Source organism: Planktothrix mougeotii LEGE 06226 (assembly GCF_015207485.1).
In the GTDB taxonomy this organism is placed as follows: domain Bacteria; phylum Cyanobacteriota; class Cyanobacteriia; order Cyanobacteriales; family Microcoleaceae; genus Planktothrix.
Map to the genome: position 1 here is coordinate 69,633 of NZ_JADEWU010000010.1, position 20,364 is coordinate 89,996.

15 protein-coding genes and 1 tRNA gene are annotated in these 20,364 nt (G+C 40.7%); 10 read left to right on the forward strand and 6 right to left on the reverse strand.

The genetic code is table 11. The features are described 5' to 3' along the window. Window positions 1–15: 15 nt before the first annotated feature. The 4 genes from IQ236_RS06955 to moaC form a co-directional block, all read right to left on the reverse strand. The gene (locus tag IQ236_RS06955) at window positions 16–720 is read right to left on the reverse strand and encodes a glutathione binding-like protein (RefSeq protein ID WP_193868579.1); all 705 of its coding nucleotides are present in this window, start codon (window positions 718–720) and stop codon (window positions 16–18) included. 83 nt (window positions 721–803) lie between these two features. Beyond that, window positions 804–1,109 (reverse strand): DUF3181 family protein, encoded by a 306-nt coding sequence (locus IQ236_RS06960; protein ID WP_456107202.1) that lies wholly within the window; start codon window positions 1,107–1,109, stop codon window positions 804–806. Between the two features lie 51 nt (window positions 1,110–1,160). After that, window positions 1,161–1,415 carry a 2TM domain-containing protein gene (locus tag IQ236_RS06965; RefSeq protein ID WP_193868581.1) on the reverse strand — a complete coding sequence of 85 codons (255 nt, stop codon included), beginning with the start codon at window positions 1,413–1,415 and terminating at the stop codon, window positions 1,161–1,163. A gap of 64 nt (window positions 1,416–1,479) precedes the next feature. Continuing rightward, the gene (gene moaC, locus IQ236_RS06970; protein WP_193868582.1) at window positions 1,480–1,980 is read right to left on the reverse strand and encodes a cyclic pyranopterin monophosphate synthase MoaC; all 501 of its coding nucleotides are present in this window, start codon (window positions 1,978–1,980) and stop codon (window positions 1,480–1,482) included. Window positions 1,981–2,074: 94 nt separating this feature from the next. Between moaC and IQ236_RS06975 the strand changes: the two genes are divergently transcribed. From IQ236_RS06975 to IQ236_RS07010, 8 genes are all read left to right on the forward strand, one after another. Continuing rightward, a tRNA-Arg gene (locus tag IQ236_RS06975) sits at window positions 2,075–2,148 on the forward strand. Between the two features lie 299 nt (window positions 2,149–2,447). After that, the gene (locus tag IQ236_RS06980) at window positions 2,448–4,766 is read left to right on the forward strand and encodes a VMAP-C domain-containing protein (protein WP_193868583.1); all 2,319 of its coding nucleotides are present in this window, start codon (window positions 2,448–2,450) and stop codon (window positions 4,764–4,766) included. Between the two features lie 21 nt (window positions 4,767–4,787). Beyond that, window positions 4,788–5,834, forward strand: a complete 1,047-nt coding sequence (locus IQ236_RS06985; RefSeq protein ID WP_193868584.1) for an AAA family ATPase — start codon at window positions 4,788–4,790, stop codon at window positions 5,832–5,834. Further along, window positions 5,831–9,277 (forward strand): SAV_2336 N-terminal domain-related protein, encoded by a 3,447-nt coding sequence (locus IQ236_RS27995; protein WP_193868585.1) that lies wholly within the window; start codon window positions 5,831–5,833, stop codon window positions 9,275–9,277. The genes IQ236_RS06985 and IQ236_RS27995 overlap by 4 nt, the downstream gene beginning before the upstream one ends. Before the next feature lie 782 nt (window positions 9,278–10,059). After that, the gene (locus IQ236_RS06995; RefSeq protein ID WP_193868586.1) at window positions 10,060–10,479 is read left to right on the forward strand and encodes a XisH family protein; all 420 of its coding nucleotides are present in this window, start codon (window positions 10,060–10,062) and stop codon (window positions 10,477–10,479) included. After that, a complete protein-coding gene (locus IQ236_RS07000; RefSeq protein ID WP_193868587.1) occupies window positions 10,467–10,805 on the forward strand; it encodes a XisI protein in 339 nt (112 codons plus the stop codon). The genes IQ236_RS06995 and IQ236_RS07000 overlap by 13 nt, the downstream gene beginning before the upstream one ends. A 314-nt stretch (window positions 10,806–11,119) precedes the next feature. Further along, window positions 11,120–11,353, forward strand: coding sequence for a hypothetical protein (locus IQ236_RS07005; protein ID WP_193868588.1), 234 nt, complete (start codon window positions 11,120–11,122; stop codon window positions 11,351–11,353). Then, complete coding sequence (locus IQ236_RS07010) at window positions 11,346–11,744, forward strand: type II toxin-antitoxin system VapC family toxin (RefSeq protein ID WP_193868589.1); 399 nt, start codon at window positions 11,346–11,348, stop codon at window positions 11,742–11,744. Before IQ236_RS07005 ends, IQ236_RS07010 begins: the two co-directional genes overlap by 8 nt. 605 nt (window positions 11,745–12,349) lie before the next feature. On the opposite strand, the gene psaB is transcribed toward IQ236_RS07010, so the two are convergent. Both psaB and psaA read right to left on the reverse strand, forming a co-directional pair. Then, window positions 12,350–14,578, reverse strand: coding sequence for a photosystem I core protein PsaB (gene psaB / locus IQ236_RS07015; RefSeq protein WP_193868590.1), 2,229 nt, complete (start codon window positions 14,576–14,578; stop codon window positions 12,350–12,352). Between the two features lie 91 nt (window positions 14,579–14,669). Further along, a complete protein-coding gene (psaA, locus tag IQ236_RS07020; protein ID WP_193868591.1) occupies window positions 14,670–16,925 on the reverse strand; it encodes a photosystem I core protein PsaA in 2,256 nt (751 codons plus the stop codon). Between the two features lie 661 nt (window positions 16,926–17,586). Here psaA and IQ236_RS07025 point away from each other — a divergent pair. Together IQ236_RS07025 and IQ236_RS07030 are read left to right on the forward strand one after the other, a co-directional pair. Then, the gene (locus tag IQ236_RS07025) at window positions 17,587–19,284 is read left to right on the forward strand and encodes a ribonuclease E domain-containing protein (protein WP_193868592.1); all 1,698 of its coding nucleotides are present in this window, start codon (window positions 17,587–17,589) and stop codon (window positions 19,282–19,284) included. Between the two features lie 125 nt (window positions 19,285–19,409). After that, window positions 19,410–20,336, forward strand: coding sequence for an alpha/beta fold hydrolase (locus IQ236_RS07030; protein WP_193868593.1), 927 nt, complete (start codon window positions 19,410–19,412; stop codon window positions 20,334–20,336). The last annotated feature ends 28 nt before the right edge of the window (window positions 20,337–20,364 follow it).

Sequence of the window (20,364 nt, forward strand, 5' to 3'; positions counted from 1 at the left end):
CCTATTCCCTATTCCCTATTCCCTATTTTGAAGCGTTTTTGCACTTTGACCAAAGAGAATCTTTTTCGCTTCATCGGTCATTATTGCACCAGAAGAATAGGATTGTCCTTTTTCGTAAGCTCGGATCACCGCCGGACGAGATTGAATACGATTAAACCAAGCTTTTAAATAGGGAAAATCGTCTAAATTTTGCTGTTGTTTTTCATAAGGGACAATCCAAGGATAACAAGCCATATCTGCAATTGAATAGTCCCCTGCAATATAATCTCGCCCTTCTAATTGACGATTTAAAACCCCATATAAACGATTAGTTTCCTTTACATAACGATCAATCGCATAGGGAAGTTTTTCCGGTGCATACTGTAGAAAATGATGGTTTTGTCCTGCCATTGGCCCTAGTCCTCCCACTTGCCAAAATAACCATTCTAAAACGGTTTTGCGATCGCGCCAATTTGGGGGGAGAAATTGTCCGGTTTTTTCGGCTAAATAAATTAAAATTGCGCCAGATTCAAAGACAGATAAAGGTTCCCCACCATCAATCGGATGATAATCAATAATAGCGGGCATTCGGTTATTAGGAGCAATTTTAAGAAATTCCGGTTTAAATTGATCACCAACCCCAAGATTAATCGGAATAATTTGATAGTCTAATCCGGTTTCTTCCAAAAATATCGGGATTTTGTGACCGTTAGGAGTAGGCCAGTAGTAAAGTTCAATCATGGTTTTTATTAGGAAATATTGTAACAGATGACTGGCGCTTGACTCTAAAAATTCAGAGAGGCGTGAACGCCTCACTACAAAGTTTACAGTTCTTCTTGGAAGTCTTTTAAAATTCTCACCAAGTCTTGAATTCCCGAATTAGGAATTAAATTGACAAGGGAGGTGGTTTGTTTTCCTCCTCCTAAATTAACATAAATTTTTTGCAACACTTGTTGAACTTCGCTTTCGGTAAAGTCACCCTTTTCTAAAAGGGGATACAGTTGTTCAGCTAATTGAGTATGTAAATGCGCTTCAGCTAAATACAGATGCCATTTAGCGACATCAATATAGATATTTTCTCCAATTTCAGCCGCTAATTTTTCAATGTTTCTTGTATCTAAAACAGACATCATTAATCTCCTAAATAATTGAGGGTTAACGGTTAACCGTTAACTTTAATGTTATCGCTTTGAAGTTACAGGAGAATAGTCGGCGATCGCAAAAATATAAAAACCATGAATAGCGATCGCCAATAACCAAACGCCCGTAAATCCAATTAACCAAGACCAATCAGCCGATTGTAAATTATGAAAAAACCATAAACCTGAATTAATCGCTGCAAAAATAGCAACATGGATGGCAAAATTCATCCGATCATCTAAACGACGATAATCAGGATCTTTGCGATCGGGTTTACGGGGCCAACGAGGAGGCATAGACAGTTAATTCCCAAGCTTTTTCTATTCTATTTTAGGCTGAATGGGGCTTGACTTCTTCTATCTAGTGGTGGTAATCTCCCGATTTTCCCCCCGTTTTACTCAACAGGCGAATAGACTCAATCACAATCGACTTTTCTAAGGCTTTCGCCATGTCATATAAGGTCAGCGCCGCCACCGAAACGGCTGTTAACGCTTCCATTTCCACTCCAGTTTCAGCTTTGGTAATCACTTCCGCTTGAATTTGATACCCCGGTAATTCGGCATCGGGCAAAATTTGGACATCGATTTTACTTAACGGTAAGGGATGACACAAAGGAATTAACTGGGCTGTTTGTTTAGCCGCCATGATTCCCGCTAGTTTCGCTGTCCCTAAAACGTCTCCTTTGGGTGCGTTTCCGGCTTCAATGGCGGCAAAAGTTGTAGGTAACATCCGCACTTGTCCCCCCGCGATGGCTTGACGACGGGTGGCGACTTTCTCGGACACATCCACCATGCGGGCTTCCCCCGTCTCATCAAGGTGGGTGAGGCGATCAGAAGAATTTTCAGAAAAATTGCTTGCCATTTGGGAAAAATGTGTTAATATAAGAAAGCGGTGAAGAAAACACCCTCGTTCAACAGTGTATATTGTTCCTGGGGTTGTTGTTCAGAACTGGCAAGGGCTTGTAGCTCAGTGGACTAGAGCACGTGGCTACGGACCACGGTGTCGGGGGTTCGAATCCCTCCTAGCCCGTTTCAAAATCAATTATCTAACACAGGGGCGAGATCATCTCGCTCCTGTATTTTTGTGCGTAGGCTTTAGCTCCCTGCTAATATTAGAAGATGACAAAAACCCGGTTGTGAGGTATCCCCAAGAGGAATCACACACCGCTATATTTTGACAAAATTGCGATCGCTCTTATTAGAGGTATCCGGTTGTTTTTAGGTGTCTAATTCAGTAATAATAATTAAAGGTGAAGTATCGAGATTATTGATTAAATTAGAATCAATGCGATCGCCTGACTCAAATATTAACTAGACAAGGCTATAGGGATGGAAAAGTTAGTTATCATCAAAATTGGGGACGGCGATTTTCAACAGGGTTTTCCAGTAACTTTGTATATTGGGAAACAAGGCGATCACTTTCCCTGTAGTTGGGACGGAAAACTGCCTCCAGAACCCCAACTTCCTGTATTATATAATGAGTGGCAGTTAGAGTATGATGAATTTATCTACGACAGACAAACCAAGCTGCCAAGTCTCAAACAGAAAAAAGAAGGAAAAATACAAAAAGTTCGCCATCAAGATTTTATTGATGGTGTCAATAAATCGGCATCGGAATTAATTAAAACATTAAATAATTGGCTCAACTCAGAAACATTTCGCACTATTAAAGAAAAGTTACTAAAAGAATTGGACAAAAATGATATTGTACAGATAATTATTCAGACGGAAGATCCTATATTGCGACGACTCCCTTGGTGTCAGTGGAATTGGTTTGAGGACTACACTAAAGCTGAAGTTGCGATTAGTTTACCCAACAATGATCTCCCCTCTCAATTCGTGCAACCTAAACCCAAAGTCAGGGTATTAGGGATTTTAGGTGAATGTTCTCATCCTAACACAAATATTGCGATTGATACAAATCCAGATCAACAGTGTTGGGAGAATTTATCGAATGATGCTGAAATCGTATTTTTAGAAGAACCGACCCGACAAGAATTTAATCAAAAACTTTGGGATAAAAACGGATGGGATATTTTATTTTTTGCGGGACATAGTTGGAGTAACAATGATGCAACTACCGGAGAAATGAAGCTCACCCAGAATAATAATGTAACCATAGGCGATTTAAAGTTAGCTCTAAAAAAAGCAATTGAACGGGGGTTACAGTTAGCGATTTTTAACTCCTGCGATGGGTTAGGAATTGCACGAGATTTCGCAGAATTACACATCCCCCAAATGATTGTAATGCGAGAACCTATTCCTGATTTTGTTGCTCAAGAATTTGTGAAAAATTTTCTCACTGAATTTTCTAGTGGCCAATCTTTATATATGGCTGTCAGGGAAGCACGGGAAAAATTACAGGCATTAGAAAAGCAATTCCCTTGTGCGTCTTGGTTGCCTGTTATTTGTCAAAATCCGACCGTAAAACCTGTTACTTGGAAAGGATTTAATCAATCTCTTACATCTTTGTTAGTCGGAAATACTGTTAAAGATTTTTCTCAATCTCTTAGTCCTTTTGATGTAGCTTGGTTTTGTTCTCTTGTCAAAGATAAAAATCTTGATGAAACTATTAAAAAGGCATATCAAAACTCTTTACCTACCGATGCAAGATTGTACTTAGAAAACAATAATATTAAAAAAATGTTACAAATACTTGAAGGATTTAAAAAATTACCTCAGTTTTTAAATTGTCTTATTCAAGATGAAAATTTACCTGAAGAAATTCGGGATAAATTGCGGGATTTAAAAATAGAAGAAATGCGACTTTTTAGCAGTGATCAACTTTTAGAATCCTATTTAATTGTCACCGTTAAACCTGATGATAAGCCTAAAGAATTTGTACTGAATGCTTGGTTAATTATGGATGACTCAGTACCATTGGATCATAACCCCTATCGGTTTTTGTCTCTAATTGATGATCAAAATCAAACCGAACCAGAAATTAAATGTAAATTAGATAAAATTCCCGAATATTTAGACAAATTAATCGCAAAATCTGAGGAATATTTACAAACCCAAAAATATAACTTAACTCTTGAATTTTTCTTACCGATTGATTTAATATGTCAAGAAGTAGATCGCTGGAAAATTACTGATCCATTAGTTAAAGAAATACCTTTAGGATTTAGGTATCCAATCAGATTACGTTCACTCGAACGTCAGGAGAGGAGTTATTTACTTCGTTATGAATCTAATTGGCGCAAGACTTGGGATAAAGTTAGAAATGTTTTAGATCAAAAACCAACCCCAGAATTATTTGAACATCTTCAAGAAATAGAAAATTTTAATAATTGGAAAAAATTAAGCAGCAGCTTAAATGAAAAAATAGGACTTAAGTTAACTTGTGCTCCTCCTCAAGCTCCAGCTAAAAGAAAGGATTTATTTCTAGCAATTTTACAAGCTACAACACCTATAGCAATTTGGACAAGATGCAATCTTAAAAATTGTGATTTAGCAGCAGAAATAGAGAGAGTTTTAACCTTAAACACCTTAAGTTGTTTATGTGAATCTGTTCGGAAAGTTAGAGAAGAAGCTAACGCTGAAGAAAACGAGCAACATTTAGGGTTTCATTTAGCTCTAATGTGGGAAAATCCCTATCGTCTTATACCTGATGTTATGATACCATTAATCCCACCTGGACAATAATAAGGAGTTTAAACTAAAACCATGAATAACTGGAAAATATTTAAAGGAAATAGTCAACCCCATGATGATATTAACTGCCTTCCCCCTCCCCCTAGTTGGCGTAAATTTACGGGGGTAGATGAAGCAATTGTTACAGAAATTGAACAACGTTGGCTAAAATTTTGTCAAGGTTTAGAAACAAATACCAGGGATGAACAACGAGGTCAAAGTTTTCGGATTCAAACTGATAAGAGTAATGACCGCAATAGTGTGATTAATATGGTCAATGCGGCTTTATATTTAAGACGACCTTTATTAGTGACAGGAAAACCAGGGACGGGTAAAACGTCTTTAGCTTATGCGGTGGCTTATGAATTAAAATTAGGGACAGTTTTACCTTGGTATATTACTGCTCGTTCAACATTACAAGAAGGATTATATCGTTATGATGCGATCGCTCGTCTTCAAGATGTCCAAATGGGTGATAAAAGTAAAGATATCGGTCGGTATATTCAATTAGGGCCATTAGGAACAGCGTTGCTTCCTTCCCGTCGTCCCCGTGTATTATTAATTGATGAAATTGACAAAAGTGATATTAATTTACCCAATGATTTACTCAATTTATTTGAAGAGGGAGAATTTGAAATCCCCGAATTAGCCCGAATTTCTCAACAAGTAAATCAAGTTGAAGTTAGAACTTATGATGGCATAGATGTACCCATAAAAGAGGGTAAAGTCCGTTGTCTGAATTTTCCCTTTATTGTTTTAACCAATAACGGTGAACGAGATTTCCCTCCCGCATTTCTCAGGCGGTGTTTAAGGTTAAATATGCCTTATGATCCTGATGCAACTGCATTAATGGAAATTGTCAAAGCTCATTTAGAAACCGATGAATTAACTCAAGATCAAACAAAAATAGAGAATTTAATCCAAAAGTTTATAGAATTACGAGAAGGGGGAGATATTGCTACGGATCAACTTTTGAATGCAATTTATATGGTGACTCGTGAATTTAAACCCGAAGCAGCAGAAGAAAATGATCTCATTGATGTGTTAATGAAATATTTAAGCAGTGCGGAGGACAGATGATTAATCGATTAATTACAGCGTTGAGTCAAGAACTAGAATTGTCAGCCGAAGAAATAGCGGATACAATTTGGTTAGCACTGCAAATTGATCAATTTTCTTCTGAAGATATTGCTCCCACCCAACCTCAATTAGAAAGAAGGGAGTTAGATCAAGAAACAGTAAAAGGGAGTGATCCCCCCCAGCCCCCCTTAAAAAGAAAGGAGTTAGAGCAAGAAACAGTAAAAAATCACCCACCAGAGGAACAAAAAGCGGGTATCTACCCCCGAAATCAACAACAAACCCCAAAAACTTCAGGTTTAGTTTTAAAGGTTCCTGATGCTTCTTCTTTGCGGGAACCCTTAATATTAGCACGGGCATTTAAACCTTTAATGCGTCGGGTTGCTTCCGGTCAAAAATGGGTTTTAGATGAAGTTGCGACGACTGAACAAATTGCGGAAAAAGGGATTTGGATACCAGTATTAAGACCCACATTAGAACCTTGGTTAGATTTAGAATTAGTGATTGATGAATCGATCTCCATGCAGATTTGGAGACATACCATTAAAGAGTTAGAAAGACTGTTAAAAAATTATGGAATTTTTCGAGATGTGCGAATTTGGGGACTGATGACTAATGCTAATCAACAAATACAAATTCGTCGGGGTATTGGTGCTACTGCTAAGAATCAATCTCCCCGGAGTCCCAAAGAATTAATCGACCCCAGTGGTCGGCGTTTAGTATTAGTTGTGAGTGATTGTGTGTCATCTTTATGGCGCAATGAAAAGGTGACACCTATATTAGAATTATGGGCAAAACAAGGGTCAATGGCAATAGTTCAAATGTTGCCTAAATGGATGTGGAAAAGAACCGCGTTAGGGAAAGCTTCAGAAGTGAAATTGCGGGGATTAAACCCAGGGGTATTTAATCAGAATTTAATCGCTCAGAAAGTATCTTTATGGGATGAAATAGATGGGGGGGTGAAAGTTCCTGTATTTACTTTAGAACCCGATAAAGCTGGAAATTGGGCACTGATGTTATCAGGAAAGGGAAGTATTTGGGTATCGGGATATGTGTTTAAATTAGAGACAATTGCTGTTAAAAACGAAAGTGAGTTATTGAATTTAGCGGGAGATTTGAGTGCAGAATATCGCGTCCAAGGGTTTCGGGTGACAGCTTCACCAATGGCGCGAAAATTGGCGGGTTTATTAGCATCTTCTCCTGTGATTACTTTACCCATTGTCCGATTAATTCAGGAAACTTTCTTAAAAGATTCTCTCCAAGTTAATGTAGCTGAGGTGTTTTTAGGGGGATTATTAAAGCCGTTATCTGAAATTAATCCAGAAACAAATCCTGATCAAGTTCAATATGATTTTATGGAGGGAGTACGGGAGTTATTGCTTGATTCTGTTCCTTCTGATTATGTGTTGAATGTTGTTGATGAGGTGTCGAAATATGTGGCGAAGAAACTAGGTTTTTCGGTGGCGGATTTTGCGGCTGTTTTGAAAAAAGAGCAACCTATTATCAATAGTGATATTGTTGAGGAAGTTGGTTATTTTGCGACGGTTACGGCTCAAGTTTTGCGGCGTTTGGGTGGGGAGTATGTAAAGGTTGCGGATGAGTTAGAGGGTGGTAATAAACAAACTCTTAATTTTCTATGGAAAGAAGGTAATACAAAAATTTATAGTTTTTGTACAGATGAACCTTGGACTTTACCATTTGATGCTTTGGTGATTCCAAGTGGTTATAGAATCGGGTTTGGCGGTCAGTTTGCAAACAGTTTTATCAGTTTTTTAGGTAATGAAAGTTTTAGTTACGTAAATATTGCCATCAATAAAGCCAAAGATGAAAATAAACAAGCCGAAATTAGTCCTGAATTGCCTTTGCTTGTTCCTTTACCTTCTGAAATAAAATCTACATTCTCTAAAAGATATGCTGCTGGCTCTGATTTTTGGATCGTTTTGGCTACTGTAGAAGATTTACGACCTAGCGTTTCTAATGCGTTTCAAGCTACTCAATCAATAATTTTAAAAATAGCAGATAAAGGAATTAACCGTCTAGTGATTCCCTTATTAGGAACAGGAAATAATCATATACCTATAAATAAAGTGGTTATTGCCATGTTATCAGCAATTGTTGAATCTTTAAATAATCTATCATCTAATCCACTTAAAGAAATTATTTTTGTAGATAAAAGCGAAAACACTATTGAAATTATTAATCAAGTTACTCAGAGTTTATTAGCTCAGAAAAATATAGATGATGTTCAGCTACTTTCAGCCCAAGGAATTGACTACACTCAATTACGGGATTTATTAGCAGAAGGTAAATGGAAAGAAGCTGATGAAGAAACAGCAAAGGTAATACTTCAAGCATCCGGTCAAGAAAAAAGAGGCTGGCTTGATAAACAGGATATGGAAAAAATTCCCTCTATAGATTTACAAACGATTGACCAGCTTTGGTTAAAATATAGTAATGGAAAATTTGGATTTAGTGTACAAAAGCAGATATGGTTAAGTGTTGGTGGTCAACCTGGATACTATAATGATGAAATTTATGAAAAATTTGGTGAGAATGTAGGTTGGTATATCAAAGATCAGGAAAAATGGCTACTTTGGGATGAACATATTTTTACTTTAGATGCTCCTCAAGGACATCTACCCAGATATCTTCCCAGTCAACAAAAACGTATTAGACCTGATCTTTTTTCTCGTAATGATTTAGTTGTTTTAGAGAAACCTAATAATTTGGATAACTTAGATACAGATGTCAATCAAGTTGAGCTAATTTCAGAAAAAGAGATTGATTTTACTCAACTATCATTTGCCACCAATCCTGAACCAGCCCTTCCAATTGTACTACTCCTTGATACGTCAGGTTCGATGTCGGGTCAACCTATTAATGAATTAAATCAAGGATTAGTTACTTTTCAGAAAGAACTGAACAAAGATGCCTTGGCTTCTATGCGTGTAGAAGTTGCGATTATTGCCTTTAATAGTTATATAAACATTGTTCAAGATTTCGTGAAAGTTAATCAATTTCAACCTCCTCATCTCTTTGCTGAAGGTACAACTGAAACGGGCAAAGCTATTGAATTTACACTCAATTTGATTGAAGATCGCAAAGTAGTTTATAAAAAGAGTGATATTCAGTATTATCGCCCTTGGGTCTTGCTAATTACGGATGGTATGCCAACTGATAACTGGCGCAATTCCGCAAAAATGGTGCGAGGATTAGCTGCTAATAAAAAAATCAACTTTTTTGCGGTTGGTGTTGATGGAGCAGATTTCTCTATTCTCTCAGAGATTGCTCCTATTGATATGCCACCTCTTATGTTAAGAAAGTTGGCGTTCACTCAGTTATTTAAGTGGCTATCATATTCAATATCCACAGTATCTAGGAGTATACCTGGTGATCAAGTTACGCTTCCACCAACAATCTCATGGGCAAAAAGTAACGGAAATTAGGTTGTACAAATTCAAAGAGAGGTTATGAGTTTTGAACCGCTAAATAATATCCTCGATCTCGTTACCAATAATCAATATTCTGATATTAACATAATTGTTTTGAGTTTGTTTTTGAATTGAAGCGATCGCCCAAAAATTATAAGCACACCGAGAAACCGGGTTTCTGCGATCGCTTTTTGTGTATAACAGAAAGATAGTGGAAGAAACCCGGTTTCTGAGCCCCTATAAGCATACCGAGAAACCGGGTTTCTGCGATCGCTTTTTGTGTATAACAGAAAGATAGTGGAAGAAACCCGGTTTCTGAGCACCGATAAACATACCGAGAAACCGGGTTTGTGCGATCGCTTTTTGTGTATAACAGAAAGATAGTGGAAGAAACCCGGTTTCTGAGCCCCTATAATACACCGAGAAACTGGGTTTGTGCGATCGCTTTTTGTGGATAACAGAAAGATAGTGGAAGAAACTTGGTTTTTGAGCCCCGATAAGTACACCGAGAAACCGGGTTTCTGCAATCGCTTTTTGTGTATAACAGAAAGATAGTGGAAGAAACCCGGTTTCTGAGCCCCTATAAACATACCGAGAAACCGGGTTTGTGCGATCGCTTTTTCTGAATAACAGAAATATTGCGGAAGAAACCTGGTTTCTGAGTCCCTATAAACACATCGAGAAACCCGGTTTCTTTGTCTTGAGTTGGTTTTTGAATTGAAGCGATCGCGCCCTTAACCCCACCAATTTATAACAGAAAAAGTACAATTTCAAGTGAACTGGAGTAAACACTTTAGATGCCTGCCCTCGATATCTACCACAATACCGTAAAAACAGCGATTCAAAAGGATGGATGGTCAATCACTCATGATCCTTATCGGATTAAACTAACACGGGGTAAAAATCTGTTTGTTGATCTCGGAGCAGAGCGCTTAATCGCCGCAGAGCGAGGACTAGAAAAAATCGCCATTGAAATCAAAAGTTTTCGGCGAGCCTCTGATATGCGAGATTTAGAAGAAGCGTTAGGCCAATATATTCTTTATCAACGATTATTGGCTCGCTATGATTGGGATCGTAAACTCTACTTAGCGATTCCAGAAGAAGTTCGAGAATCAGTTTTTGAAGAAGAAGCCGGATCTGTTTTAATTGAAGATGGTTTAATTCAGCTTGTTACTTTTGATATTATAGAGGAGGTTATCATTTCATGGATTCCTTAACTCAAACTTTGCGTCAAGCCATTCATCAAATCCTGCAAGATTACCTAGAATTTTTGAAAAATGATCCTGAAGTAACTAGCGAAATGGTATTAGATATTGATCGAGATCGCTATCTACTGGTTGAAATCGGTTGGCAAAATAACAGACGCATTTATGGTGTACTGATCCATATTGATATTATCGATCAAAAACTTTGGATTCAACAAGATGGAACAGAAGAAGGCGTAGCCAACGAACTCGTTAACCTGGGCATCCCCAAAGATCGAATTGTATTAGGTTACAAATCATTAGAACGCCGTAAGATCACTGAATTTGCAGTTTTTTAGGCAACTCTTATGGCTTCTGTAATTCTCCTGCATAGACGCGACGCGATCGCATTGCTAATCATCAACATCCTGATGTTAACATAACTACCTTGAGTTGGTTTTTGAATTGAAGCGATCGCCCAAAAATTACAAGCGCACCGAGAAACCGAGTTTGTGCGATCGCTTTTTCTGAATAACAGAAATATTGCGGAAGAAACCCGATTTTGGCATTAGGTGGCTGTGTGATCCGAAACCCGCGATATGCCTCCTCAAAAATGCTATTATGGGATTAATATAAATCATTAAAAAACTTGCTTGAGAGCATTTTAATCATTATGATTCAAGAAATCAATGCCATATTTGATGGTAAATCCCTGCAACTGGAATCTCCCTTAAACCTGGATGTAGGTACAAGGGTTAAAATTATTGTTGAAACAATATTACCCCAAAAACAGCCCCCTAAAACATTTCTTGAAACCGCTCAGTCTTTACAGTTACAAGGGAATCCAGATTGGTCAGAGAAAATTGATCAGTATTTATATGGGGAAACTGTTTCTGATTATGAATGAAGTTTTTTTAGATACTTCTTTTGCGATTGCGCTTTCTTCAATTACGGATCAACATCATGCACGGGCTGTTCAATTGGCTGATCAACTGCAAGCTAGTCAAGCCCATTTAGTCACTACTCAAGCTATTTTACTGGAAATTGGTAATGCACTTTCTAAATCTAAATACAGAATGGGTGCTATCCAACTGTTAGAATCCCTTGAAGCCGATCCCCAGGTTGAAATTGTATTGTTGACCAATGATTTGTATATGGCTGCATTCAATTTGTTTAAACAGCGAAAAGATAAAGAATGGGGTTTAGTAGATTGTCTGTCATTTATCGTCATGGGAAATCGAGGAATTACTGATGCACTAGCTGCTGATACTCATTTCCAGATCCTGATGTTAACATAACTGCCTTGAGTTGGTTTTTGAATTGAAGCGATCGCCCAAAAATTACAAGCACACCGAGAAACCGGGTTTCTGCGATCGCTTTTTGGATATAACAGAAATATTGGGAAAGAAACCCGGTTTCTGAACCCCTATAAATACACCGAGAAACCGGGTTTCTTAAATAAGTTGTGGCTATTAACCGAAAATTTAAGGCAGAAACAGGGTTTCTTGGAAGGGTGCGATCACGTTAATTATAACCTAAGTTGCGTAAAGCTTTGACCATTTCTAAAGGAAAATTTTCATTAGCATAAAATTTAATCATCGATTTCTATATCTGCATCATCTTGATGGGAAGCGATCGCCCGATCTATTTCTGGTTTATGGGTTTCATAATAAGCCTGTACTTAGGACATATTCTTCAATCTCTAAAGAATCAATTAATTGCACTAAAGAATCAATTAATTTACTGTTCATTTTTCTATAAATGGGTTACTCGTTGGGGTTCGTGCTCTAGTGGAAAAAAACCCAGTTTCTGAGATCGCTTTTTCTGTAAAATCAAAATCCCCCACCCGAAGGTAGGGGATCTTTTTAATTACCTATCAAACGAGGATTCAGTTAACGTTACATCAACCGAACTTACCCGCAGTCGAGGCAATTAGGAAGGCTGCGTAGGTAATGATATAGCCAACGGTGAAGTGAGCTAAACCAACCACACGAGCTTGAACGATAGACAGAGCAACCGGTTTATCTTTCCAACGAACTAAGTTCGCTAGAGGAGTGCGCTCATGTGCCCAGACAATCGTTTCGATTAACTCTTGCCAGTAACCCCGCCAAGAGATCAGGAACATAAATCCAGTTGCCCAAACCAGGTGTCCTAATAAGAACATCCAAGACCAGACCGACAGGTTATTCGTTCCGTAGGGGTTGTAGCCGTTAATTAACTGAGCCGAGTTCAGCCACAGATAGTCACGGAACCAGCCCATCAGGTAGGTAGAGGATTCGTTGAACTGAGCAACGTTTCCTTGCCAAACGCCCAGATGCTTCCAGTGCCAGTAGAAGGTTGTCCAACCAATGGTATTCAGCATCCAGAACATCGAGAGGTAGAAAGCGTCCCAAGCAGAGATGTCGCAAGTTCCGCCACGGCCAGGGCCATCACAAGGGAAGGCATAGCCGAAGTCTTTCTTGTCGGGCATCAGCTTAGATCCACGAGCATCCAACGCACCTTTGACAAGAATCAGGGTGGTGGTGTGCAGACCCAGAGCGATCGCATGGTGAACTAAGAAGTCCCCAGGGCCGATCGTCAGGAATAAAGAGTTGCTACCAGAATTGATAGCTTCTAACCAACCGGGCAACCAAACGTTACCGTAGTTGGGCCAAGCGGTGCTGGCGATGCTGTCAGGGTTTGACAGTAGCACATCCATTGCATAGAGTGCTTTACCGTGAGTCGCTTGAATGAATTGAGCAAAAACCGGTTCAATCAGAATTTGCTTTTCAGGAGTTCCAAAGGCAACCACGACATCGTTATGGACATATAAGCCCAGAGTGTGGAAACCGAGGAACAGAGACACCCAGCTTAAGTGAGAGATGAGGGCCTCTTTGTGCTGTAACATCCGATCCAACACATTGCCTTTGTTTTGTTCGGAATCATAGTCGCGCACCAGGAAGATTGCCCCGTGAGCGAAAGCTCCGACCATTAAGAACCCAGCAATATATTGGTGGTGGGTATACAGCGCCGCCATCGTGGTGTAATCCTTAGCGATGAAGGCGTAGGGGGGCATGGCATACATATGCTGTGCCACCACAGAGGTGATCACACCCAGCGCCGCCAGAGCAAATGCTAACTGGAAGTGCAGAGAGTTGTTCATGGTGTCGTACAACCCTTGGTGTGGCAGGTTGAACGGCCCTTCATTTTTGAACCCGAACAGAGGATCTTTGGAATTCATCATTTCTTTGATGCTATGACCAATTCCAAAGTTTGTCCGGTACATATGGCCCGCAATGATGAACAACACTGCGATCGCCAGATGGTGGTGAGCCATATCCGTCAACCAGAGAGACTCGGTTTGAGGATGGAAGCCACCTAAAAAGGTCAGGATTGCAGTTCCAGAACCTGTAGAGGTTCCGAAAATGTGACCTGCGGTATCTGGGTTCTGGGCATATACACCCCAGTTGCCCGTGAAGAAGGGAGCCAGACCAGCCGGGTGGGGCAGAGTGCTGAGGAAGTTATCCCAACCGACGTGCTGTCCACGAGATTCAGGAATGGCAACGTGAACCAAGTGACCTGTCCAAGCCAGGGAACTCACCCCGAACAGACCTGCCAAGTGGTGGTTCAAACGAGATTCAGCATTCTTGAACCAGGACAAACTGGGACGATACTTGGGTTGAAGGTGGAGCCAACCTGCGAACAGGAAGATCCCAGCCAGAATCAACAGGAAGATAGACCCTTGATACAGGTCAGCATTTGACCGCATCCCAATGGTGTACCACCAGTGATACACCCCAGAGTAAGCGATATCAACAGGGTTAGAAGCACCCGCTTGGGTAAAGGCTTCTACCGCCGGTTTGCCAAATTGGGGATCCCAAATGGCGTGAGCAATGGGGCGAATATTTAAAGGATCTTTCACCCATTGTTCAAAATTACCTTGCCAAGCGACATGGAATAGGCTGCCTGAAGTCCAGAGGAAGATGATAGCGAGGTGACCGAAGTGGGAGGCAAAAATCTTTTGGTAAAGATTTTCCTCTGTCATGCCATCATGGGTCTCGAAATCATGGGCTGTGGCAATCCCATACCAAATCCGACGTGTTGTCGGGTCTTGGGCCAAGTCCTGGCTAAATTTGGGGAATTTAGTTGCCATAAGTCCTAACTAAATCGTGTTCTTTTTTGTTCCGCTTCAGGGGGAAGAAGAAAAGCGATTAAGCCTTCTCCCGCCCCTGAGCAGAGAGTTTTCATCCTACTGAAATAATTCGGGCTAGGAAGAATGCCCAGGTTGTAGCAATTCCCCCTAAGAGGTAGTGAGCTACACCAACCGCACGACCTTGAGTAATACTCAGAGCGCGAGGTTGAATTGCAGGGGCTACTTTCAGCTTATTATGGGCCCAAACAATAGACTCAATCAATTCTTGCCAGTAGCCACGGCCACTGAACAGGAACATTAAGCTGAACGCCCAGACGAAGTGGGCACCCAAGAACAACAGACCGTAGGCAGAAAGGGCTGACCCGTAGGAAGTGATTACCTGAGCAGCTTGCGCCCACAGGAAATCACGCAGCCATCCATTAATCGTAATGGCGCTTTGGGCAAAGTTGCCGTTGGTGATGTGAGAAATAGTGCCGTCCGCACCAACTGTTCCCCACACATCGGATTGCATCTTCCAGCTAAAGTGGAAAATCACGATGGAGAGAGAGTTGTACATCCAGAACAGACCGAGGAAAACGTGATCCCAGCCAGAAACTTGGCAAGTACCACCCCGACCCGGGCCGTCGCAGGGGAAGCGGAAACCTAATTCACTCTTATCAGGAATCAGGCGAGAGCTACGGGCGAATAAAACGCCTTTAAGCAGAATTAAAACCGTAACGTGAATCGTGAAGGCATGGATATGGTGAACCATGAAGTCCGCCGTACCTAACACGATGGGCATCATTGCCACTTTGCCACCGACGGCAACAACACCGCCGCCGAACACTGGACTGACACTCGCTAAAGCATGGGGTGCAGTGCTACCGGGTGCTAAAGCGTGAATGTGTTGAATCCATTGGGCAAACACAGGTTGGAGTTGAATGCCTGTATCAGAGAACATATCTTGGGGACGACCAAATGCACGCATTGTGTCGTTATGGACGTACAAGCCGAAGCTGTGGAAGCCCAAGAAGATACAGACCCAGTTCAGGTGGGAGATAATTGCATCGCGGTGACGAAGCACACGGTCGAGCAAGTTGTTGACATTGTTAGCCGGAACGTAATCGCGCACCATAAAGATGGCAGCGTGAGCGCCCGCACCCACAATCAGGAAGCCGCCGATCCACACATGATGGGTGAACAGAGACAACTGCGTGGGGTAATCCGTCGCAATGTAAGGATAGGGAGGCATTGAGTACATGTGGTGAGCCACAATGATGCTCAAAGAACCCATCAATGCGAGGTTAATCGCTAACTGAGCGTGCCAAGAGGTGGTCAGGATTTCGTAGAGTCCTTTATGGCCTTCTCCAGTGAAGGGGCCTTTATGGGCTTCTAACATTTCCTTCATGCTGTGACCAATGCCCCAGTTTGTCCGGTACATATGGCCAGCAATGATGAACAGGACTGCGATCGCCAGGTGATGGTGTACTGTGTCGGTTAACCACAGACCGCCTGTTTGTGGGTTTAATCCCCCTTTGAAGGTTAAGAAGTCAGAATAGACTCCCCAATTCAAGGTAAAGAATGGGGTTAACCCTTCTTTAAAGCTGGGATACAGTTCTGCCATCAGGTTGGGGTTGAGGATGAATTCATGGGGTAAAGGAATATCCTTTGCCGCTACTCCCGCATCCAGCAACTTGTTCACAGGTAAGGACACATGAATTTGGTGACCTGCCCATCCCAAGGAACCCAGACCTAATAATCCAGCCAGGTGGTGGTTCATCATCGACTCCGCATTCTGGAACCATTCCAGTTTGGGAGCGCGTTTGTGGTAGTGGAACCAACCAGCAAACAGCATTAAACCGGCCATTACCAGTGCACCAATGGCGGTGCAGTACAACTGGTAGGAGTTTGTGAAACCGGAAGACCGCCACATTTGGAATAATCCAGAGGTAATCTGAATTCCGTGGAAGCCACCGCCCACATCACCGTTTAAAATTTCTTGGCCGAAAATTGGCCATACAACTTGAGCGCTGGGCTTAATCCCCGTAGGGTTAGCCAGCCAAGCTTCGTAGTTTGAAAACTTAGCGCCGTGGAAGTAGGCGCCACTTAACCAGATAAAGATCACGGCTAAATGGCCGAAATGGGCGCTAAAGATTTTACGCGAAATATCTTCTAAATCGCTGGTATGACTATCGAAGTCGTGAGCGTCGGCGTGGAGGTTCCAAATCCAAGTGGTTGTACTTGGCCCTTTGGCTAAGTCACGGCGGAAATGTCCAGGTTTAGACCATCTTTCAAAAGAGGTAGGAACCGGATCGTTGCTAACCGTAACTTTTACTTTTGCCTCACGCTCTGGAGGACTGATTGTCATTTAGACTCTCCTCGACCTGTGACAAAAAATAAGTAACGTTGCAGATTTTGACAGAAGTTATACCCCTTTTTCAAAATCCTTCACAAAAGTTAGCGTTTCGTACAATTGTTTCATAGATAAATTTCTATGAGACGATTTATTCAGGTTTATGCCTGAACCTAAGACTAACCTTTGTTCGGGGGCAACAAGACACCCTTGTAGTTGCCATAAGGCTTTTTTATTTTTATTTCAACAGCAACGCCCAACTCAAAGCCTTACATAGCAAGGACTTCCCTGTGCAGTCGCTGTTGTCTTTAAATGATATATCATCTTTCTCAATCTGGGGGGAATGACTTGGTAACAATAATTAAAATTCACTCAGATTCTCTGACGATCATCAATTTAGCGTTCACAAGGGTTTAAAAAAGTCAAACTATTCTCGATAAATGTTACAAAACTTAAAATTTCTCCGACGGTCAAATTTTAGGGTACGGTAGCAGAGGATAGTGAACAGCAACCTGTGATTCCTTCAGTGATCAAAGTTACAAAATGTTGCTGATGTTTCACAAATTAGAAACATCATCTTCCAGAATTCCTCAAGGAACTGCAAATCGCCATGAACCCCCAGAACTGACGGATCAAGGTTGACTGCCATTGGCCGATCATTCTCAATGGAAGAGTTATGGACAAAACTGGATTAGGGTTTCTTCACAGGATTAACCTGTTAAAGCTTCTGCTTCAGGGGTGGATAACAATCAAAACCCCACTCACGACCTTATTAGCGGTATTAATAATAGGAACAATGGTTGGATGTGGTAATTCTGCGGTTGCGCCCCAGAGTTCTCCACCCCTGAGCGTGACCCAATCCACCGAACCCATTGGCGATGTTTCTCCACCCAAACTGATCCAAAAACTTCATCAAGTTCTCGATAGTTACCAGCCTCAAGTCAGTATTCTCAACCCCAAACCCGATGCGATTATCGAAGACGATACGATTAATCTGCAACTTCAGGTTCAAGGTTTACCCCTCTTCAAAGACCCGAAATCCGGTTTAGGGCCCCATTTACAGGTGATCCTCGATAACCAACCCAATCTCGATATTTACGATATTTCTACCCCCATCACTTTCTCTAACTTAGACCCCGGAACCCATACCCTGCGGGTCTTTGCCACCTATCCTTGGAACGAAAGTTATAAAAATGAAGGGTCTTTTTCCCAAACCACCTTTCATATCTTTACAAAAACCGATCCCGATTATCCTAACCCGGATCTTCCCTTACTCACCTATAATCGCCCGCAAGGAGAATATGGTGCAGAACCAATTTTACTCGACTTTTATCTTAGCAATGCCCCTCTGCATCTGGTCGCCCAAGAAGACCCCACAGATGAAATTGTAGATTGGAAAATTCGGATTACCGTTAACGGTGAAAGCTTCACCACTAACCAATGGAAACCCTTATATTTAAAAGGATTTAAACCGGGTAAAAACTGGGTACAAATTGAATATCTGGATGAAAATGGCAATCCTGTTGACAACGTTTTTAATAAAACAGCCCGTGTTATTACTTATAATCCCCAAGTAAATAATACCCTTTCCCAACTCATTCAAGGAAAATTATCCTGGGTAGACGTTAAGGGAATGGTGAATCCCAATGCAAACCAAGAAGATGTGATTGAACCCTCTGAACCGGAAGAAATTCCCTCTGTAGAACCTATTTCTGAACCCGAAGAAATTGCTCCGCCTGTTGAAGAACCTATTTCTAAATCTCAAGATTCTACTCCAGAAATAGAAGAGATTTCTCCTGCTATAGAAGAAACACCTTCTCAAATAGAAAATTCTATTCCCGAAATAGAAGAAACTTCTCCTGCTATAGAAGAAACACCTTCTCAAATAGAAAATTCTATTCCCGAAATAGAAGAAACTTCTCCTGCTATAGAAGAAACACCTTCTCAAATAGAAAATTCTATTCCCGAAGTTGAACAGATTCCATCGGAAATCATAGAACCTGAACAACTTCCTATAGAACCTATGGTATCCCCAACCCAGACCGAAGAAATCACACCGGAACCTGTTAAGACTCAAGCGGATATTCCTTCTCAACCCTTAGTTTCTCCTGAACCTCAACCTAACAAATTCAGTAAATTTTTAAGTCGTTTTCGTCTTCCTTTCTTAAATCCCATTTCAGTAAAATCTAACCCTCCGACTCCGCCAACAACTTTACCCGAAATTGTTGATCAAGTTCCCATTCCAGAACCTGTTACCGAACTACAACCCGGAGAAACCCCTAACCTAATTCAAGATTCAACCCTTCCAGTTGATTCTGAAACAGAAGTTTCTCAACCTGAATCAACTGTTGAATCTGAAATAATTCCAGAATAAAGCCTTCGGATTTCACTGATTTCTATTAACCTAAAACCTGGTTTTTGTGTAAATTATGCTAATCGGTGAAATCCTTTTAATTTGTTTAAATCTGCGTTTTTATTAACATAAATTCATCTTGCATTATGGTTTATAATCCTAAATTAGTTCCCGAACAAAAATCCTATAGTTGGCAAGGATATCAATGTTCCTATGAATATTATCCTGCTATTAACTCAATTAATAATAATGAATTGGCTTTATTATTAATTCATCCGATAGGTGTAGGATTGTCTGGAAAATTTTGGCATCGATTTTGCCAGGAAGGGCGAAAACAAGGGTTAAATCATGATATTTATAACCCAGATTTAATCGGTTGTGGTCATTCTCAAATGCCAAAGTTAGCCTATTATCCTGAAGATTGGGCAGAACAAGTTAATTATTTTTTACATAATATTATTCAAAAACCTGTTATTATTTTAGTACAAGGTGCATTATTACCCGTTGCGATCGCCCTGATTCAACTTCAAAAGAATTCTAATTCTAACTTAATCAAAGGATTAATTTTATCTGGCCCCCCCGCATGGCGAGTGATGACCGAACCTCGTTCAGAACAACAACAAAAACTCACCTGGAACCTATTTTTTGATTCTCCCATTGGTAATTTATTTTGGTTGTATGCTCGTCGTCGTCAGTTTATCGAATCTTTCTCCATTCGTCAACTCTTTGCAAAAGCAGAAGATGTTGATCAAAATTGGTTAGACTTGTTAGAACAAGGAGCAAAAAATGATAATAGTCGTTATGCAGTTTATTCCTTTTTAGCCGGATTTTGGAGAAAAAATTATACGGATATAATGGCAGAAATTTCGATTCCCACCTTAGCCATTTTTGGAACAACCGCATCCAGTATTAGCCGCAGTGGATTCTCGGAAACCCCAGAACAACGGTGTCAACTTTATGAAACAGGTTGGAAAAATTGCCAATCTGCTATCATTCCAGGGCGTAATGTTTTACCCTACGAATCAACAGCAGAATTCGTTAAACGTGTCATCAAATTCATCAACCACCCGTAGGGTGCGTAAGCGAAGCGCACGCACCATC

What these genes read in the sequence shown, in the direction of transcription:
- IQ236_RS06960 (WP_456107202.1), bottom strand. Translation starts at nt 1,109, where the DNA reads ATGTCTGTTTTAGATACAAGAAACATTGAAAAATTAGCGGCTGAAATT.
- IQ236_RS07005 (WP_193868588.1), top strand. Translation starts at nt 11,120, where the DNA reads ATGATTCAAGAAATCAATGCCATATTTGATGGTAAATCCCTGCAACTG.
- psaA (WP_193868591.1), bottom strand. Translation starts at nt 16,925, where the DNA reads ATGACAATCAGTCCTCCAGAGCGTGAGGCAAAAGTAAAAGTTACGGTT.
- moaC (WP_193868582.1), bottom strand. Translation starts at nt 1,980, where the DNA reads ATGGCAAGCAATTTTTCTGAAAATTCTTCTGATCGCCTCACCCACCTT.
- IQ236_RS27995 (WP_193868585.1), top strand. Translation starts at nt 5,831, where the DNA reads ATGATTAATCGATTAATTACAGCGTTGAGTCAAGAACTAGAATTGTCA.
- IQ236_RS06995 (WP_193868586.1), top strand. Translation starts at nt 10,060, where the DNA reads ATGCCTGCCCTCGATATCTACCACAATACCGTAAAAACAGCGATTCAA.
- IQ236_RS06980 (WP_193868583.1), top strand. Translation starts at nt 2,448, where the DNA reads ATGGAAAAGTTAGTTATCATCAAAATTGGGGACGGCGATTTTCAACAG.
- IQ236_RS06965 (WP_193868581.1), bottom strand. Translation starts at nt 1,415, where the DNA reads ATGCCTCCTCGTTGGCCCCGTAAACCCGATCGCAAAGATCCTGATTAT.
- IQ236_RS07025 (WP_193868592.1), top strand. Translation starts at nt 17,587, where the DNA reads ATGGACAAAACTGGATTAGGGTTTCTTCACAGGATTAACCTGTTAAAG.
- IQ236_RS07010 (WP_193868589.1), top strand. Translation starts at nt 11,346, where the DNA reads ATGAATGAAGTTTTTTTAGATACTTCTTTTGCGATTGCGCTTTCTTCA.
- psaB (WP_193868590.1), bottom strand. Translation starts at nt 14,578, where the DNA reads ATGGCAACTAAATTCCCCAAATTTAGCCAGGACTTGGCCCAAGACCCG.
- IQ236_RS07000 (WP_193868587.1), top strand. Translation starts at nt 10,467, where the DNA reads ATGGATTCCTTAACTCAAACTTTGCGTCAAGCCATTCATCAAATCCTG.
- IQ236_RS06985 (WP_193868584.1), top strand. Translation starts at nt 4,788, where the DNA reads ATGAATAACTGGAAAATATTTAAAGGAAATAGTCAACCCCATGATGAT.
- IQ236_RS06955 (WP_193868579.1), bottom strand. Translation starts at nt 720, where the DNA reads ATGATTGAACTTTACTACTGGCCTACTCCTAACGGTCACAAAATCCCG.
- IQ236_RS07030 (WP_193868593.1), top strand. Translation starts at nt 19,410, where the DNA reads ATGGTTTATAATCCTAAATTAGTTCCCGAACAAAAATCCTATAGTTGG.